This window comes from Deinococcus planocerae, assembly GCF_002869765.1.
In the GTDB taxonomy this organism is placed as follows: domain Bacteria; phylum Deinococcota; class Deinococci; order Deinococcales; family Deinococcaceae; genus Deinococcus; species Deinococcus planocerae.
Genome location: NZ_PNOR01000027.1, coordinates 12,457 through 27,523 on the forward strand (window position 1 = coordinate 12,457; position 15,067 = coordinate 27,523).

The 15,067-nt window shown below is 71.1% G+C and carries 17 protein-coding genes; 8 read left to right on the top strand and 9 right to left on the bottom strand.

All coding sequences use genetic code 11. The features are described from left to right. Window positions 1–61 precede the first annotated feature (61 nt). Both mntA and mntB read left to right on the top strand, forming a co-directional pair. The gene (gene mntA / locus A7B18_RS15055; RefSeq protein WP_102127518.1) at window positions 62–784 is read left to right on the top strand and encodes a manganese ABC transporter ATP-binding protein MntA; all 723 of its coding nucleotides are present in this window, start codon (window positions 62–64) and stop codon (window positions 782–784) included. An 85-nt stretch (window positions 785–869) separates the two neighbouring features. Further along, the gene (gene mntB, locus A7B18_RS15060; RefSeq protein ID WP_102127547.1) at window positions 870–1,682 is read left to right on the top strand and encodes a manganese ABC transporter permease MntB; all 813 of its coding nucleotides are present in this window, start codon (window positions 870–872) and stop codon (window positions 1,680–1,682) included. A gap of 40 nt (window positions 1,683–1,722) precedes the next feature. On the opposite strand, the gene A7B18_RS15065 is transcribed toward mntB, so the two are convergent. Continuing rightward, the gene (locus A7B18_RS15065; RefSeq protein WP_102127519.1) at window positions 1,723–2,460 is read right to left on the bottom strand and encodes a MerR family transcriptional regulator; all 738 of its coding nucleotides are present in this window, start codon (window positions 2,458–2,460) and stop codon (window positions 1,723–1,725) included. A gap of 278 nt (window positions 2,461–2,738) precedes the next feature. On the opposite strand from A7B18_RS15065, the gene A7B18_RS15070 reads away from it, so the two are divergent. Further along, window positions 2,739–4,319, top strand: a complete 1,581-nt coding sequence (locus A7B18_RS15070; protein ID WP_245872905.1) for an ABC-F family ATP-binding cassette domain-containing protein — start codon at window positions 2,739–2,741, stop codon at window positions 4,317–4,319. A gap of 3 nt (window positions 4,320–4,322) precedes the next feature. Here the strand turns inward: A7B18_RS15070 and A7B18_RS15075 are convergent, their stop codons facing one another. Further along, window positions 4,323–5,003 (bottom strand): HNH endonuclease, encoded by a 681-nt coding sequence (locus tag A7B18_RS15075; protein ID WP_219722143.1) that lies wholly within the window; start codon window positions 5,001–5,003, stop codon window positions 4,323–4,325. 122 nt (window positions 5,004–5,125) lie between these two features. Further along, window positions 5,126–5,746: a nitroreductase family protein gene (locus A7B18_RS15080; protein ID WP_102127549.1), complete on the bottom strand. Its 621-nt coding sequence runs from the start codon at window positions 5,744–5,746 to the stop codon at window positions 5,126–5,128. An 89-nt stretch (window positions 5,747–5,835) separates the two neighbouring features. On the opposite strand from A7B18_RS15080, the gene A7B18_RS15085 reads away from it, so the two are divergent. Then, window positions 5,836–6,210 (top strand): winged helix-turn-helix transcriptional regulator, encoded by a 375-nt coding sequence (locus A7B18_RS15085; RefSeq protein WP_102127521.1) that lies wholly within the window; start codon window positions 5,836–5,838, stop codon window positions 6,208–6,210. 85 nt (window positions 6,211–6,295) lie between these two features. Here the strand turns inward: A7B18_RS15085 and A7B18_RS15090 are convergent, their stop codons facing one another. Together A7B18_RS15090 and A7B18_RS15095 are read right to left on the bottom strand one after the other, a co-directional pair. Next, complete coding sequence (locus A7B18_RS15090; RefSeq protein WP_102127522.1) at window positions 6,296–6,850, bottom strand: DEAD/DEAH box helicase family protein; 555 nt, start codon at window positions 6,848–6,850, stop codon at window positions 6,296–6,298. 93 nt (window positions 6,851–6,943) lie between these two features. Beyond that, a complete protein-coding gene (locus A7B18_RS15095) occupies window positions 6,944–7,396 on the bottom strand; it encodes an OsmC family protein (protein WP_102127523.1) in 453 nt (150 codons plus the stop codon). 88 nt (window positions 7,397–7,484) lie between these two features. Between A7B18_RS15095 and A7B18_RS15100 the strand changes: the two genes are divergently transcribed. Next, the gene (locus tag A7B18_RS15100) at window positions 7,485–8,345 is read left to right on the top strand and encodes an alpha/beta hydrolase (protein ID WP_102127524.1); all 861 of its coding nucleotides are present in this window, start codon (window positions 7,485–7,487) and stop codon (window positions 8,343–8,345) included. Window positions 8,346–8,357: 12 nt separating this feature from the next. Here the strand turns inward: A7B18_RS15100 and crtI are convergent, their stop codons facing one another. The 3 genes from crtI to A7B18_RS15115 all read right to left on the bottom strand — a co-directional run bounded on the left by crtI (window position 8,358) and on the right by A7B18_RS15115 (window position 11,906). Further along, the gene (gene crtI, locus A7B18_RS15105; protein ID WP_102127525.1) at window positions 8,358–10,028 is read right to left on the bottom strand and encodes a phytoene desaturase family protein; all 1,671 of its coding nucleotides are present in this window, start codon (window positions 10,026–10,028) and stop codon (window positions 8,358–8,360) included. 159 nt (window positions 10,029–10,187) lie between these two features. After that, the gene (locus tag A7B18_RS15110; RefSeq protein ID WP_425430335.1) at window positions 10,188–11,120 is read right to left on the bottom strand and encodes a phytoene/squalene synthase family protein; all 933 of its coding nucleotides are present in this window, start codon (window positions 11,118–11,120) and stop codon (window positions 10,188–10,190) included. An 87-nt stretch (window positions 11,121–11,207) separates the two neighbouring features. Beyond that, window positions 11,208–11,906 (bottom strand): class I SAM-dependent methyltransferase, encoded by a 699-nt coding sequence (locus A7B18_RS15115; RefSeq protein WP_102127526.1) that lies wholly within the window; start codon window positions 11,904–11,906, stop codon window positions 11,208–11,210. Window positions 11,907–11,965: 59 nt separating this feature from the next. Between A7B18_RS15115 and A7B18_RS22675 the strand changes: the two genes are divergently transcribed. The 3 genes from A7B18_RS22675 to A7B18_RS15130 all read left to right on the top strand — a co-directional run bounded on the left by A7B18_RS22675 (window position 11,966) and on the right by A7B18_RS15130 (window position 14,484). Beyond that, window positions 11,966–13,114 carry a phage holin family protein gene (locus A7B18_RS22675; protein ID WP_245872907.1) on the top strand — a complete coding sequence of 383 codons (1,149 nt, stop codon included), beginning with the start codon at window positions 11,966–11,968 and terminating at the stop codon, window positions 13,112–13,114. Then, window positions 13,114–14,016: a hypothetical protein gene (locus tag A7B18_RS15125; RefSeq protein WP_245872908.1), complete on the top strand. Its 903-nt coding sequence runs from the start codon at window positions 13,114–13,116 to the stop codon at window positions 14,014–14,016. The genes A7B18_RS22675 and A7B18_RS15125 overlap by 1 nt, the downstream gene beginning before the upstream one ends. An 81-nt stretch (window positions 14,017–14,097) precedes the next feature. Continuing rightward, window positions 14,098–14,484: a Fur family transcriptional regulator gene (locus A7B18_RS15130; protein ID WP_102127527.1), complete on the top strand. Its 387-nt coding sequence runs from the start codon at window positions 14,098–14,100 to the stop codon at window positions 14,482–14,484. A 3-nt stretch (window positions 14,485–14,487) separates the two neighbouring features. On the opposite strand, the gene A7B18_RS15135 is transcribed toward A7B18_RS15130, so the two are convergent. After that, entirely contained in the window at window positions 14,488–15,045 is a 558-nt protein-coding gene (locus A7B18_RS15135; protein ID WP_102127528.1) for a hypothetical protein, read from the bottom strand. Between the last annotated feature and the right edge of the window lie 22 nt (window positions 15,046–15,067).

Consider the following 15,067-nt stretch of genomic DNA (forward strand, 5'->3'; position numbering starts at 1 on the left):
TCCTCGACCGCTCTTGATTCCAGCCTCGCAATATCAACCCTCTTCGCGCTATCCTCCCCCGATGCTTGGGGTGGAGAATCTGACGGTGCGGTACGGCTCGCACACGGCGCTGGAGGGGGCGACGGTGCGGTTCGCGCCGGGCAGCTTCACCGCCGTGATCGGGCCGAACGGGGCGGGCAAGAGCACGCTGCTCAAGACGGTGGTGGGGCTGAACGTGCCCTCCTCCGGGCGGGTGAGCTTCGGGGAAGGGGGAAGCGCGCGGGATGACGTGGCGTATGTGCCGCAGCAGCAGACGCTCGACTGGGCCTTTCCCGTCACCGTCTGGGACGTGGCGATGATGGGCCGCACCGGTCGGGTGGGCTGGCTGCGCTGGCCGACGCGCGCAGACCGCGAGCGGGTGGCGGACGCCTTGCGGCAGACCGGCGTGTACGAGCTGCGCGGACGGCACATCGGGGCGCTGAGCGGCGGGCAGCGCCAGCGGGTGCTCCTCGCGCGGATGCTCGCGCGGGACGCCCGGGTCCTCCTCCTCGACGAGCCGCTGACCGGGGTGGACGCCGCCACGCAGGAGCAACTGATGGCCTTGCTTCGCACCCAGGCCGACGCGGGACGGGCCGTCGTGATGGTCACCCACGACCTGGAGCAGGCGCGGCGCTGGTGCGACCACCTCGTCCTCGTCAACCGCCGGGTGATTGCCGACGGCACGCCGGAGGAGGTCTACACCCCGCACAACATCGAGGCGACCTTCAGCTCCAGCCACCTCGGGCACACCCACGCGGAGGCGTGATGGGGGGCGCAGTTCGCCGAGTCGAGGGGTCCAGAAGTCGAGGAGTCGAGGTCCCTCTCTGCCTCCGCTCGACCCCATGACCCTCATGACCTGGCTCACCGACCCCCTCCAGTTCGACTTCTTCCTGCGCGCGCTCGCGGCGGTCGCCCTCGTCAGCGTTCTGTGCGCGCTCGTGGGCGCGTGGGTGGTGCTGCGGGGGCTGAGCTACATCGGGGACGCGATGAGCCACGCGGTCTTGCCGGGCATCGTGGGGGCGTTCCTGACGGGGGGGAATCTGCTTCTCGGGGCACTCGTCGCCGCCGTGCTCACCGCGCTCGGCATCGGGGCGGTGAGTCAGCGGGGCGGGCTCAAGCAGGACAGCGCCATCGGCATCGTCTTCGTGGGGATGTTCGCGCTCGGCGTGGTGATGCTCTCGCGGGCGTCCACCTTCACCACCGACCTGACCAACTTTTTGATCGGAAATCCGCTGGGCGTCACGCCGGGCGACCTGTGGGGGGCGCTCATCGTCACGCTGGTCGTGGGGGGCATCCTGACCGCCGTACAGAAGGAGTTGCTGCTCGCCTCCTTCGACCCCACCGAGGCGCGGGCCATCGGCCTCCCGGTGCGGACGCTCGAAAGCCTGCTGCTCATCCTGATCGGGCTGGTCGTCGTACTGACGGTGCAGCTCGTGGGCACCACGCTGAGCGTGAGCCTGCTGATCACGTCGAGCGCCGCTGCCCGGCTCCTGGCGCGCAGCCTCCGGAAGATGATCCTGCTCGCCGCCGCGCTCGGCGCCCTGGGGGGCGTGACTGGGCTGTACCTGAGCTACTACCTCGACACAGCTCCCGGCGCGACCATCGTGCTTGTCAACACGGCGGTTTTTCTGGTGGCGCTGGCCTTCCGGCGACGGGAGAACTGAAAGGGAGCCGAAGTAGGAGGCCCCGGCCCTCCTGGCTTTCCTACTCGCCCGCCGCCGAGATGTACTCCCACATCGCCTGCATCTCGGGGGTCATGCGGCGTTCGTACCCGCGGTTCAGCCCGTCCTGAATGTCCTGCCGACCGCCCGTGAACTCACGCACGAGGGCGTGCCAACACTGCGCCAGAGCCTTCACCCTCGGGTCCGTCGGGGGCGTGCCGCGTTCCATCTCGTTCAAGACCTCGGTCATCAGTTCGGGCCACTCGCGCTGCACCTCCAGGGTGCGGGTCTGGCCGACCGTCTCCGCCCGCCCGCGCAGGTAGGCCATCTGGCCCTCGTCGAAATTCTCAGCTCCGTCCCCGCCGACCTCGCGGGCCGTCTCCAACATGTGGTCTACTTTCTCCCGGTTCCGCTCGTTCATCCGAATCACCTCCATGAGTTCCGCCCAGGTGGGCTGCCCCGCACGTTCCAGCCGCCGCAGCCGGGCGAGGTACGCCTGCTCCTCCCGCACGCGCGCCTCGACTTGTGCGATGTGCCGCCGCAGCAACCCGGCGGGGTCGTGACCCGGGTCGTCCAGCACGTGCCGGATGGCTTCCAGGCTCAGGCCAAGCGCCTTGAGGGCCTGAATCTGCCACAGCCGCTCGGCGTCCAGGCGGGAGTACAGGCGGTGTGCGCCGCTCGTGCGCTCCCCCGGCGTGAGCAGGCCCAGCGCGCCGTAATGGCGCAGGGTCCGGACGCTCAGGCCCGTCTGGCGGGAGAGTTCGCCGATCTTCACGCGCATCTCCGTCCTCCCAGCACCTACCCTAGAACCTGACGCGGCGGGAGGTTCAAGCTCGGCAAAATGGCTTACCCGGTGGGAAGCGGGGGTAGGCTGACGGCAACGGTCCGGGTTGCCCGGCGTTCGGCCCTCCCCCTCTCAACGGAGTCTTGTCCTTGCGTCCCCTCCCCCTGTAATCCGGCTTGAGCCCCGGCCCCGCGCGGCGAGGGGGCCGCTCGCCCGCAGGGAAACGGTGTTCGCAGGGGGAACGTGTGCTTTTACAACTCAGAGGGGTCGCCCGCGTGTTCGGCGACCGAGCCGTCTTCACGGATGTGGACCTGGAGGTCGGCGGGGGCGAACGCCTCGCGCTCGTCGGGGAGAACGGCGGCGGGAAAACCACGCTGCTGCGCGCGATGGCGGGCCTGGACGCGCCCGACGCCGGAACGGTGACGCGGACGGGCCGGGTGGCGTACCTCGCCCAGCACGCGGCGGGGAGTGGGGGGACGGTCCTCGGCGCCGTGACGCCGGAAGAATTGCAGGTGGCGCGACGGGACTTTGGCGCAGCCTCGGCGAGGTTGGCAGACGGCACGGACGCGGCCCTCCACGCCTTCGCCGACGCCGAGGAGGCCTTCCGCGCGGCGGGCGGGTACAGCTTCGAGGTCCGGGCCGCCGAGGTGCTGGGCGGGTTGGGGCTCACGCCGGGCGCCTCCACCGCCCAACTATCGGGAGGGCAGATGCGCCGGGTGATGCTGGCCCGGTTGCTCCTCTCTCCCGCCGACCTCTTCCTGCTCGACGAGCCGACGAACCACCTCGACGCGGAGGGCGCGGCGTGGCTGGAGGGTTGGATTCGGGACTCGGAGGCCGCCTTCGTCTTCGCCAGCCACGACCGGGCGGTTCTGGATACGGTGGCGACCCGGACGGCGGAACTGGAACGCGGGGGGCTCACCGTCTACCCCGGCGGCTACTCGGAGGCGATGGCGGTGAAGGCGACCCTGCGGGAGGCGCAGACGCGCGATTACGCGACGTACCGGCGCAAGCGCGAAGCGCTGGACGAGGAGCGGCGGCGGCAGGCCAGCATCGGTTCGGTGAAGGAAAACCGCCGCCGGGCGCGGGACAACGACAAGTTCCTGTCCAGTCACAAGGCGGGGCGAGCGCAGCAGATCCACTCGGCCCGGGCACAGGCGATGCAAAAGCAGATCGACCGCCTGGACGAACAGGCCGGAGCGAAACCCTACCAGGACCGCCGCACCCTTCGTCTCGACCTGCCGGAGGCCCCCCCCGGCCCCTCCGAGGTCCTGACAGCCCGCGACCTCACCGTCGTGCGCGGTGGGCGGGAAGTGCTCTGTAACCTGCGGCTGGACGTGCGCCGGGGCGAGCGCATCGCCCTGACCGGGCCGAACGGCGGCGGGAAAAGCACCCTCCTGGCCGTCCTCCTCGGCACCCTGCCCTCCACGGGCGAGGTGCGGCGCGGGCAGGGCCTCACCGTCTACGCGGCGGGTCAGCACGGCGAGGAACTGGCGGGGCTGGAGACGGTCGCGGACGCGCTGCTGGCCGCCAACCCGGCCCTCACGCCGCACCAGCTCCACGAGGTCGGGGCGCAGGTGGGGCTGCCGGGCGGCCCGGCCTTTCCGCTCGCGGGGCTGTCGGGGGGGCAGCGGACACGGCTCAGCCTCGCACGGCTGGGGGTGACGCGGGCGCAACTCTTCGTGCTGGACGAGCCCACCAACCACCTCGACATCCGGGCGATTGAGGCGCTGGAGGCCCTGCTCCTTGCCTTCCCGGGCACCATCCTGCTCGCCAGCCACGACCGCGCCCTCGTGGGCCGGGTGGCGACGCGGGTGTGGGACGTGCGGGGCGGGCGGGTGACGGAGGTGCCGGGTTGAACGTCAGCCGCTCCGGTCGCCCTCCCCCGGGTCGTGCCGCGCGCACAGGAGCCGCACGTTTTCGGGTGTGGCCCCTGCCGAGGGCCGGAGGAGAGCGAAGTGCAGGTCCTCGTCCGCGCCGCACTCCACACACCTCCCGCCGTCCCGGTTCCACACGGCGAGCTTGACCCAACCGGGAACCACGCGCCGACTCTCGGGGGGAGGGGGCGCGGGGCTCACGTCATCTTCCACGCCCGGCACGGCCTCCAGGCGGAAGACGAAGACGTGGCGGGTGCCGTCGTGCTCCTGGGCGGCGTCCACGAGATGAAAGACGCCGTTGTCGGTCCAGACACCGGGGCGCAACTTCTCGTACACCCGCACCCGCTCGGGCGGCGCCTCCCCGGCCCGCGCGGCGAGGGCGGCCCCGAAGAAGAGGCCGTTTTGGGTGAGCTGGCCGTTCGGGGTCTGGAGGGGCTGGTCCACCGTCTTGGGATCCTGGCCGCCCGTCCTGGGGCGCGGCGCGTCGTGGCCCTCGTAGAGCAGCACCGTGCCGTCCCCACTCAGCTCGTCGCGGTAGGGGGCGCCGGGGCGCACCGACATCAGCAAGACGCTGTGCCCGCCCCGCACCCGGAAGTTCATGCCGCGCCGCAGGGACACGCCCTCGCGCAGGCACATCTCCGAGTGGCTCAGGACGCGGCTGGACATGCGCGGAGGCTAGCAGGTCAACCCGGAGTGAGCGGGCCCACAGCCTTCCCTTGAGACAATGAGGTCCGAACAAGGAAAACCGCCCCCCGAAGGAGGCGGCTGAGGGCTGAGAACTGACCGCTTCAGTAGAACTTGGCGATGCGGTCCACGCTGTGGCGGTGGTGCGGGAAGCCTTCCTCGGCGCGCTTGCCGACCGGCAGCAGCCCGGCGAACTGCACGTGGGCGGGCAGGCCCAGAATCTCGCGCACCTTCGCGGGATCGAAGCCGAGCATGGGCACCGTGTCGTAGCCCAGGCCGCGGGCGGCGACCATCAGGAAGCCGAAGGCGATGTTCGCCTGGGCGAGGCCCCATTGGCCCCGCTGGGCCTCCTCCTGCGCGCCGAACACGCGGTCGAAGGTCTGGCGCTGGCCGGTGCGGCCCTGCTCGCCCATGCCGGGGTGGGCGGTCTCCTCGACCGTCTGGAGGGTGTCCTCCATGTCGCTGTACACCACGATCACGGCGGGGGCATTCGTGATCTGCCCCTGGCCGTAGGCGGCCTCCTGGAGCCGTTCCTTGAGCTGCGGGTCCTGCACCACGGCGAATCGCCAGGTCTGGGCGTTCCACGCGCTCGGGGCGAGGCTCGCCAGGCGCAGGATCTCGCGCAGGTCGTTCTGATCAAGGGGTTCTTGCACGAAGTTGCGGATGCTGCGCCGGGTCTCGATGGCTTCGGTGGCGCTCAGCGGGCGGGTCTGCGTAACCGTCATGGGCATATGGTATTACCAAGCGCTTTGAAAAGTCAAGCGGTGTGATTGACCTTCCACTTTGTCCACCCGTAAGGTGTACAGTAGGGGGCATGAGCACCGCACACACTGGTTTTTGCCCGGTCTACCGGGCCATCGGCGTGTTGCAGGAGAAGTGGGTGCTGCACATCGTCCGGGCGCTGCTGGACGGCGAGAAGGGGTTCAACGAACTCGCCCGCGCCGTCGGCGGCTGCAACAGCGCCACCCTCACGCAACGCCTGGAACACCTGGAGAGCCTCGGGCTGATCGGCAAGCGCACCGAGGAGACGCAGGGCAAGCTCGCCCGCAGCGTCTATACCCTGACCCCCGCCGGACGCGAGTTGCAGAGCGTGATCGACGCCATCGACACCTGGGGACGCGCCCACCTCGGGCAGGGGGCGGCCCAGGTCGGCGCCGAGAGCAACTGCGCCCCCGCCCGCTCGGCCTGAGAGGGAGCGGGCGGCCCGGAGAGCCCCCCTGTGGCGGAGGCTTCGCCAGACTTGGCGACCGCTGAAACCTGGCGCCTGAGGGTTCCTAAAACAACGCCCCGGCGTGCGACGCGATGAGCAGCGCCGCGTCCGCCGGGGCGAGTGCCGCCGTATCGATGAGGATGGCGTCCGAAGGCGGTGGGAGGATCCCGGCGTCCCGCAACAGCGTGCGCAGCCATTCGGGGTCGCGGAGCTTGAGCCGCTCGGCGCGCTCGGGGAGGAGCATACGGCGGGCGAGTTCATCGGTGTCGCAAGAAAGCCAGACGGGGACGAAGGCAGCCCCCCGAGCTGCGGCCAGCGCGCGAAAGCGTTCCAGCGACTCGGCCTCGCCGGGCTGGTCTGTCAGGTACAGCGTGAAGATGTGCGACAGCTCGCGCGGGGCCGCCCCCACCGCCTCCCGCAGCGAGGTCCGCATCTTTGAGGCGAAGACCCACGCTTCCGGCGGCACAGGCCGCACACCGTCCAACCCGAACGCCTGAAATACGGGATCGTTGGTGATGTGGTTGTCGAGCAGGGGCGCCCCGGTCAGCCCGGAAAGGTGCCGCCCCACCGTGCGTTTGCCGCTGCCCGGTGGGCCGACGAGGAGATACAGGAAGGCCATAGCCGCCAGAATAGGCAAGGGCGGGGACGAGGGCATGGGCCAAATGACGCGGCCCCCGCCGAAGCAGGGGCCGGAGTCTGGTGACTTCGCCTCTTACGAGCCCACCGGCTGCTCCAGCATCGCCTCGTGGGTGATCTCCACGTTCCCCTTCATGACCTGGCTGATGGGGCACACCTGGGCGGCCTGCGCGACCATCCCCTCGAACCCCGCCTGGTCCATGCCGCTGACCCGCCCGCTCACCTTCAGGCGGATGGTGCTGACCTTGAAGCCCGCGCCCTCGCGCACCATCTCGCAGGTCGCGTCAGTGCGCAGGTCCTCGGGGGCGTGGCCCGCCTGGGTCAGCAGCGCCGAGAGCTGCATCGTGAAGCAGCCCGCGTGCGAGGCGGCGAGCAGTTCCTCGGGGTTGGTGCCGACGCCGTTCTCGAAGCGGGTCTTGAAGGAGTACTGGGTGCCCTGCAACACGCCCGACCCGGTGCTCACCGTGCCCTGGCCCTTCATCACGTCGCCGGACCACTGGGCGTTTGCCTTCCGTGCAATGTCTGCCATGCAAAATAGTTTGCGCCCAATCTATTCCGGGGCGTGTTTAGACTGGCTTCATGTTCAGGCCGGAGGCGGCGGGACCTACACTGGGCCTATGCACGACATGAGCTGGGAGCCTTCCGCCTGGGAGTCGGGCGCACCCGTTCGCGGCTACCTCTGGCCCGCCGCCGAGCCGCGCGCCGCCGTGCTGCTGACCCACGGCTTCGGGGAGTACGCGGGGCGCTACGTGGAGAAGTACCACCGCCTGATCCCGGCGCTCGTGGGGGCGGGGCTGAGCGTGTACGCCTACGACCTGCGCGGGCACGGGAGTTCGGACGGGCGGCGGGCGGTCGTGGACGCCCATACCCTCGTCGAGGACCATCTGCTCGCGCGGGAGGCGCTGCGGACGGGGGGCCTGCCTCTCTTCGCCTTCGGGCACTCGCTGGGCGGGCTGGTCACGGCGGCGAGCGTGGCGCGGGACCCGCGCGGATTGACGGGCGTGATTCTGAGCAGCCCCGCCCTCCTGATCGGCGAGGACCAGCCCGCGTGGATGAAGGCGCTCGCCCCGGTGCTCGCCCGCGTGGCGCCGAACGCGCCCGTCACCGCGCTGGGCAGCGAGGGCCTGTCCCGCCTCGCCGACGAGGTGAGCGCCTACGGGACGGATACGGGCATCTACCAGGGCAAGGTTCCCGCGCTGACCGCCGCCTCCATGCTGCGGCTGAGCACCGGCCTGTGGTCCCTCTACCCCCGCTGGCGCCTGCCCACCCTCGCCGTCCACGGCACCGCCGACCGCATCACCGACGTGAACGGTACCCGGCGCTTCATCGAGGCCATCGCCGCCGAGGATAAGACCCTGCGCCTCGTCGAGGGCGGCTACCACGAGCTCCTCAACGACGAGCCGCGCGAGGAGGTGCTGGGGTGGATCGTGGCGTGGCTGAAGGAGAGGAGCGGCGAGGGGGCAAGCGTCAGCCGTTAGCCCCCCTCCCCCTCAGTCCGCTGCCCCCGCCCCTTCCGGCACCCCGTCCCGAATCGCCGGGTGGATGCCGAAGTCCTGCGCGATCAGGCGCGCCGTCATCTTCGCGCTCATCATCACGCTGGGGGTGCCGCCGCCGGGCTGGGCGCCTGCCCCCACGAGGTAGAGGTTTCGCACGTCCTCAGAGCGGTTGTGAGGCCGGAAGTACGCGCTCTGGGCGAGGATGGGCTCGGGTCCGAAGGCATTGCCGAGGTAGGCGCCCAGCGTCCCCTCGAAGTAGTCCGGGGTGATGAACTCCTGGTGCGTCAGGCGGGCTCGCAGGTTGGGAATATAGCCGCGCTCCTCCAGGAAGGCGAAGACGCGCTCCACGAGCCTCGGCCCCTCGACCTCCCAGTTCAGGCCGCTGCCGTTGTGCGGCACGGGGATCAGGGTGTAGGCGGCGTGGTGGCCGGGGGGCGCGAGGGAAGGGTCGGTCAGCGTCGGCACGTGGAGGTACTGGCTGAAGTCCACGCCGAGAACCCGCTCGCCGAAGATTTCCCGGAGCAACTCCTCGTAGCGCGGCCCCAGGATGATGTTGTGGTGACGGAGATCGAGGGGTGTGCCGTCGTCGCGGAAGCCGAAGTAGACGACGATCAGACTCATGCTCTGCTTGGCCGCCTTGACGCGCAGGTCAGTGTTCACGAGCCGGGCCTGCGGGGCAACCATCTTCAGGTAAGTGTTCGCCCAGTCGCCGTTGCTCACCACAAGGTCGGCTTGCAGTTCCTCGCTGTCCGTGAGCCGCACGCCCCGGGCCACGCGCTTCCCGACGGGTCGCCGGACGGGACGGCCCCGGTCGTCGGTGACCAGAATCTCCTCCACCTCCGCCCCGTAACGGATGCGACCACCGAGTTCCTCGAACTTGCGGACAAAGGCCCGCACGAGGTCGCCCGTGCCGCCCATCACGTAGTGGATGCCCCACGTCTTCTCGACGAAGTGGATCATCGCGTAGATCGCGGGCACGCTCAGGGGATTGCCGCCCACCAGCAGCGGCTCGAAGGAGAAGACCTGCCGCAGTTTCGGCGACTCGAAATAGCGGCTGGTGAAGGAAAAGAGCGTCCGCACCGCGTCGAGTTTAAGGAGGTCGGGCACCACCCGCAGCATCGTCGGCAGGTCGCCGAAGTGCGTGTAGCCGAGGTCGAGGAAACCGCGTTTGAAAATCGCCTCCGCGTCGGCGTGGAAGCGTTCGTACCCCGCGAGGTCGCCGGGCGCGAGGGCCTGAATCTGGCGCCGGGTGGACTCGGGGTCGCCGTCGTAGTCGAAGAAGGTGCCGTCGTCGAAGTAGATGCGGTAGAAGGGCAGGATCGGCACGAGCTGCACGTACTCGCGGGTGCGCGGCCCGCCGCTCTCACCCTCGCGGACCCGCTCGCCCGTCAGGACGTGCTCGGGGTAGTCGGGCTCGGCGAGCATCCCCTTATCCCGCTCCAGGGCGAACAGTTCCTCGATGAAGTGCGGCACCGTGATCACGGTCGGCCCCATGTCGAAGACGTACCCGTCCGGCGTGCGTTTCTGGTAGGCCCGCCCCCCCGGCGCGTCGAGCTTCTCCAGAATGGTCGTGTCGAACCCCAGGCTTTGCAGCCGGATGCCGAGACTCAGGCCGCCGAAGCCCGAGCCGATGACGAGTGCGGTTTTGCGTTTGGTGTGCGACATAGAGATTCCTTGCGCCTAAAAAGACGGCGAGTGTCTGTCTTTTCTCCCTCTCCCCCTGCGGGAGAGGGCCGGGGTGAGGGGGCGTGTGACCAGCCCGCGTTTAACAGGATGTCCTGCACCCACTTCTGGCCGCGTCGCATGGCGCCCGCGTTCACCCCCTCACGCCCGCGCCGCCGCCCCCCGCAACTCCCACCACGCCTGCGGCAGCATCAGGAGCTTGCGCGTGCCGCTGACGTGTGCCCGGCGGCGGAAATTGTCGTAGTCGCCGCGGGCGAGGTCGTCGAGGATGCCCTCGTAGGCGCGGGCGGCGGCCTGCACGGCGAGGCGGGCGCTGCCGTGCAGGCAGGGGATGCCCCGCCTCCCCTCCGCGTACCACTCGCGGGCGAGGCCCGAGAGGTGGGTCATCAGGGCGCGGTACTCGGGCGTGACGACCCCGGAGCGCAGCCCGCGCTCCAGGGTGGCGCGGCTGACCCCGTACTCCCCCAGCAGGCTGGCGGGGAGGTACACCCGGCCCCGCTCCAGGTCCTCGCCCACGTCGCGCAAGATGTTGGTGAGCTGCATCGCCTGCCCCAGCATCAGGGCGTGGTGCAGGGTCCGCTCGCCGCCGCTGTACCCGCTGATGGGCGCGATCATGAAGCCGACCACCCCGGCGACGCGGCGGCAGTACAGCACGAGGTCGTCCATGCTGCGGTACTCGAAGCCGCCGAGGTCCATCCGCAGGCCCTCGTGCAGCTCGGCGAAGGCCGAGAGCGGGATGGGATGCCGTTCGGCGGCCCAGGCGAGCGCCGTGTCGATGGGATGGGAGGCGGGCTCCCCCGCAAAAGCACCCTGCACCCGCTCCCACCACTCGGCGAGCCCGCGCTCGGCCTCGGCGCCCGTCCACTCGTCCACCGCGTCGTCGCCGTCGCGGCAGGCGGCGTAGACGGCCCACACCGCCTCGCGCTGGCGGGCGGGAAAGAGCCGGGAGCCGAGGTAGAAGGTCTTGCTGTGCTCGCGCGTGACCTCCCGGCAATGCGCGACCGCTTCCTCCAGCCGGGGCGGAGGGTGCGGGGCGGCGGGGGCAGAGGTCACGGTCAGAACGGGCTCCTTCACAGCGAGTGTAAGCGGGGGGCCCCGGCGGGAACGTCACGCTTTCTTACAGATTACTGACAAAGCCGCCGGACGGGCGCGGGACGGACCTCAGGTCCTGTCCCCTCCCCTCACGTACCGCTCGAACACCACCACGCCCACCCGCAGGCCGTCCGTGCGGGTCCAGCCGGGAAGCTGCCGGGCCACCCACGCGGGATCGGGGAAGGTGAGCCCCCCCAGCGCGGGGAGGCTGAGCGCCCGCTGGAGGGGGCCCCCCGTGCGGCCCACGTACATCAGCCACAGTTGCCCGCCGGGCCGGGTCAGGCGCGCGAGTTCGGCGAGGAACCGGGCGGGCTCCTGCGTCTCGTTGAGGGTCGCGCCCACCGTCACCCCGTCGAAACTCGCCTCCGGCAGCCCGCTCGCCTCCAGGTGGGTGAGCAGCCAGTCGATGCCGGGGTGAGGCTCACGGCGGGCCCCCTCGGCGAGCATGGGGGCGCTGAGATCGGCGGCGAGGACCCGGCAGCCCGAGCGCGCCAGCACCCCGGCGTAAAAGCCCGCGCTCGTGCCCGCGTCGAGCCAGCGCTCGCCGGGCCGGGGGCGGCACAGGGCGCGGAAGAGGGCGGCCTCACGGCTGAGAGGAAAGGGCCCCCCGGTGAGCAGGGTGAGGGAACGCGACCGCCAGAGCGGGTAGCCCCGCGCCGTGAGGGGCCAGAGATTGCTGCGCTGGGCGGTGGTGAGGGGGGGATTCACGGGTGCGGGCGCGAGGTTCAGGATTTCTTTGCTCTGGCGCGGGCCCGTCATGGGGTTCATTATGCTGGCAACGTTGGCTTCCCCCGTGTGGGGGGGCTCTCTGGCCCGTGGAGGAAACAATGCAAGAAGAACGCAAGAGCATGGGGGGCGCGCTCGTCGACGTGTTCGACGCGGGCGTCACGCTCGTGAAGGCGGAAGTCCGCAATCTGCTGGGGCAGGTCACGGCGGTCGTCAAGGCCAAGGGCATCGGCGTGGTGCTGCTCCTCGCGTCGGTGGGCCCGCTCGTCCTCGGACTCATCTTCCTGATCCTGGCGGTGTTCTACGCGCTGATCGCGCTGGGGCTGCCCGCGTGGGCGAGTGCGCTGATCATCGGCCTCCTGAGCCTCGGGGTGACCGCCGGATTGATCCTCTTCGGCCTCAGACGCCTGAGCGCCCAGGTCCCGCAGGAGGAGGGCCTGCGCACGCGCGGCGGTCCTCTCTCCGAGGACGAGGAGTTAGAAGCCCGCTACCAGGCCGAGCAGGCGGCCCGGTCCCGCAGCCAGACCGATCAGGGAGACAAGAAGACCGTGGTCCTCGGCGGCCCCACCGAAGTCTCCGGGCGGGCGGCGGGCGGCGCGGTGGTCGCGGGAACGACCACAACGACGGTCAACCTCAGCACCGGGCAGACCGACGCGGTCCCCGCAGGGACGGGCCTGGGCGGCTCGGGCAACGCGGGCGCGGGGTACACCGGCCCGGTTCGGCGCGACCCGGGAAGCGGCGCGCTCGCGGCGGGTTCGCCCGACACGCCCGACCAGCAGGGGAACATGCGCAGCTCCGGCCTGCCCGACACCGGCACGCGGGGCAACGCCATCCAGCGCGAGATGGAAGAGGACCGCCAGCGCGGGGTCGTGCGGCCCGGCCTGAACACCTCGGGCTTTACCTCGGGGGAGGCCGGGGTCAACGCGAGCGACCGGGGCGAGGGCATCAAGGACCCGCTGACCGAGCGCGAGGGCGTGTCGCAGGGGGTCGCGGTGCGGGGCACCGACGCGGGGGAGGTGCGGCTGCCCGTGTACGAGGCGACCGAGAGCGGTGAGCCCCAGGTGTACGGCAGCGGCCTGAACAAGAAGATCGACGGCAGCGAGGCGCACGACGCGGGCGCGGACGGCCACGGCGGACACGACCAGCCCGACCCCAACGTCCGGCACCCGGTGGTGCTCAAGGACGCCCCCGGCATCAGCGTGAGCACCGAGCCCACGTTCCAGGACGACATGAAAAAGGAGGGCTACTGATGACGGGCAGCTACCGCAACGAGCGTGAGGAAGCCCGCGCCCGCCTGAAGGCGAGCGTGGACGCCCTCGCCGAGCGCACCAGCCTCCAGGTGCAGATGCAAAAAGAGCCCCTCAAGATGCTCGGCGGGGCCTCGGCGGTCGGCGCCCTTCTCGGGGTGGTCGCCGGGCGACAACTGCGCCGCAGCAAGAAGATCTACGTGGACGCGACCAGCCCCGAAAAGCACCAGAAGGCCCTTATCAAAGCCCAGAAGAAACACCAGGGCGGAGGCGGAGTGGGCGGCGCGCTCGTGGCGACCCTGGGCACCCTGGCCTTCAAGGTGCTGCGCGACCGGGTGCTTCAGCCCAAGCTGGAGGAGATGGCCAACACCATGCTCGAACGGTCGGGGCAGCCGGCCTCGTCCGGGGGGCAGGGGCAGGGAGGGCAGACCCGCCCGGCGCAGTCCCAGCCGACCCAGGCCCGCCCCACCCCGTCGCGGTCCATCCTGGCCCGTCCGGCCCAGCCCCAGACGACCCAGGCTCAAACGACCCGGACCCAGGCAGCTCGGCCACAGGCGGCCCAGGACCGGGGCGCCGGGGATGCCTCGGTGCCCGACTGGGTCGGAACGCCCGTCAGGGGGGGCAAGGCCCACATGCAGCCCGTGATTCCGGCCCGGCCTCCCGGCGGGGACGACCCCTCGCAGGAGGCGCGCACGGGAGGCGCGGCGAGCTTCCTGAAGCGGGACAACAACGAGCCGGTGGACGCGACGCAGGCGGGCGGTCCCCCCGAGCCCGCGGGCGTGACCGGGGGGCAGACCCTGGGGGTGACGGCGCGCGACCTGCCCAAGCCGGAGGAGCCGGTGGAGGCCAAGGCCCAGGGCAGCCCCATCGCGCCGCAGGAAAAGGTCAACCCGAACATCTCCTGAGCCCGCTTCCCCACGAGAACCCACCCCGCAAAGGTGGGTTTTTTGGGCTTCGGCCCCTCCCGGCTCTGTTAGCCTGGGCGCATGACGGCCACCCGCAGCACCCGCCAGCGCGACGTGATCGCCCGCGTCCTCGACGGCGCGGAGGGACCCCTCGCGGTGGGGGACGTGCTCGCGCGGGCGCAGGCCGACCTGCCGGGGCTGGGCGTGGCGACGGTGTACCGCACCCTCAAGCTGCTCACCGAGCAGGGGCGCATCCACCCGGTCACCCTGGACGGCGAGACCCGCTACGAGCCCGCCGGGCGCGGGCACCACCACCATTTCTCCTGCACGGGCTGCGGGCGGGTCTTCACCCTCCACACCTGCCCCGTCGCCCTGCCGAGCGGTACCGTCTATCCCGGCGGCTTCGTGGTGGAGGCGCACGAGGTCACCCTCTACGGGCGCTGCCCCGCCTGCGCCTCCCCCGCCTGAGCCTCAGCTCTCCAGCAGCGCGAGCAGGCGTTCCAGGGTGGCGGCGCTCGTTCCCGGGCGCGCGTAGGGGTTGAGTTCGGGGTTCGCGGCGACCTGCCGGGCGAGGGCGAAGCCGCCGGGCAGCATGAAGCCGTAGCGCAGCAGCGCCACGTTCGCCGGGCCGTCCGCCGCGGCGAAGCGGGCGCGGCTGAGGTTGAGGTTGGCGCGGCGTTCGAGGTCGGCGCGGGCGGCGTCGAGCGTGCCCCGCTGCGTTCCCGTCAGCGCCCCACGCACCCGGGCGAGCGTCCGGTCGGCGGAGAGGGGTCCCAGGGTGGGCCGGGTCGGCAGCTCCCCGAGCGCCTCGCGCAGCTCGGCACGGGCCTCGGTCCCGGGAACGAGCGTGCCCCGCTCCACCAGCGCGTCGAGCAGCCGCACGGTCACGAGCAGGTCGAGGGTGGGCCGCGCCTGCTCCATCACGGCCACGGTCGAAAAGGAACTGCCGGAGGGCACACCCGTCCGGCCCGGGGCCGCTGCCACTGCCGGGCCGAGGGTGAGGCAGGCGAGGAAGAGGGCACGTCTCATGCCTCCAGGGTAAGGGGCGCGG

What these genes read in the sequence shown, in the direction of transcription:
- mntA (WP_102127518.1), top strand. Translation starts at nt 62, where the DNA reads ATGCTTGGGGTGGAGAATCTGACGGTGCGGTACGGCTCGCACACGGCG.
- mntB (WP_102127547.1), top strand. Translation starts at nt 870, where the DNA reads ATGACCTGGCTCACCGACCCCCTCCAGTTCGACTTCTTCCTGCGCGCG.
- A7B18_RS15065 (WP_102127519.1), bottom strand. Translation starts at nt 2,460, where the DNA reads ATGCGCGTGAAGATCGGCGAACTCTCCCGCCAGACGGGCCTGAGCGTC.
- A7B18_RS15075 (WP_219722143.1), bottom strand. Translation starts at nt 5,003, where the DNA reads ATGTCCAGCCGCGTCCTGAGCCACTCGGAGATGTGCCTGCGCGAGGGC.
- A7B18_RS15080 (WP_102127549.1), bottom strand. Translation starts at nt 5,746, where the DNA reads ATGACGGTTACGCAGACCCGCCCGCTGAGCGCCACCGAAGCCATCGAG.
- A7B18_RS15085 (WP_102127521.1), top strand. Translation starts at nt 5,836, where the DNA reads ATGAGCACCGCACACACTGGTTTTTGCCCGGTCTACCGGGCCATCGGC.
- A7B18_RS15090 (WP_102127522.1), bottom strand. Translation starts at nt 6,850, where the DNA reads ATGGCCTTCCTGTATCTCCTCGTCGGCCCACCGGGCAGCGGCAAACGC.
- A7B18_RS15095 (WP_102127523.1), bottom strand. Translation starts at nt 7,396, where the DNA reads ATGGCAGACATTGCACGGAAGGCAAACGCCCAGTGGTCCGGCGACGTG.
- A7B18_RS15100 (WP_102127524.1), top strand. Translation starts at nt 7,485, where the DNA reads ATGCACGACATGAGCTGGGAGCCTTCCGCCTGGGAGTCGGGCGCACCC.
- crtI (WP_102127525.1), bottom strand. Translation starts at nt 10,028, where the DNA reads ATGTCGCACACCAAACGCAAAACCGCACTCGTCATCGGCTCGGGCTTC.
- A7B18_RS15115 (WP_102127526.1), bottom strand. Translation starts at nt 11,906, where the DNA reads ATGAACCCCATGACGGGCCCGCGCCAGAGCAAAGAAATCCTGAACCTC.
- A7B18_RS22675 (WP_245872907.1), top strand. Translation starts at nt 11,966, where the DNA reads ATGCAAGAAGAACGCAAGAGCATGGGGGGCGCGCTCGTCGACGTGTTC.
- A7B18_RS15125 (WP_245872908.1), top strand. Translation starts at nt 13,114, where the DNA reads ATGACGGGCAGCTACCGCAACGAGCGTGAGGAAGCCCGCGCCCGCCTG.
- A7B18_RS15130 (WP_102127527.1), top strand. Translation starts at nt 14,098, where the DNA reads ATGACGGCCACCCGCAGCACCCGCCAGCGCGACGTGATCGCCCGCGTC.
- A7B18_RS15135 (WP_102127528.1), bottom strand. Translation starts at nt 15,045, where the DNA reads ATGAGACGTGCCCTCTTCCTCGCCTGCCTCACCCTCGGCCCGGCAGTG.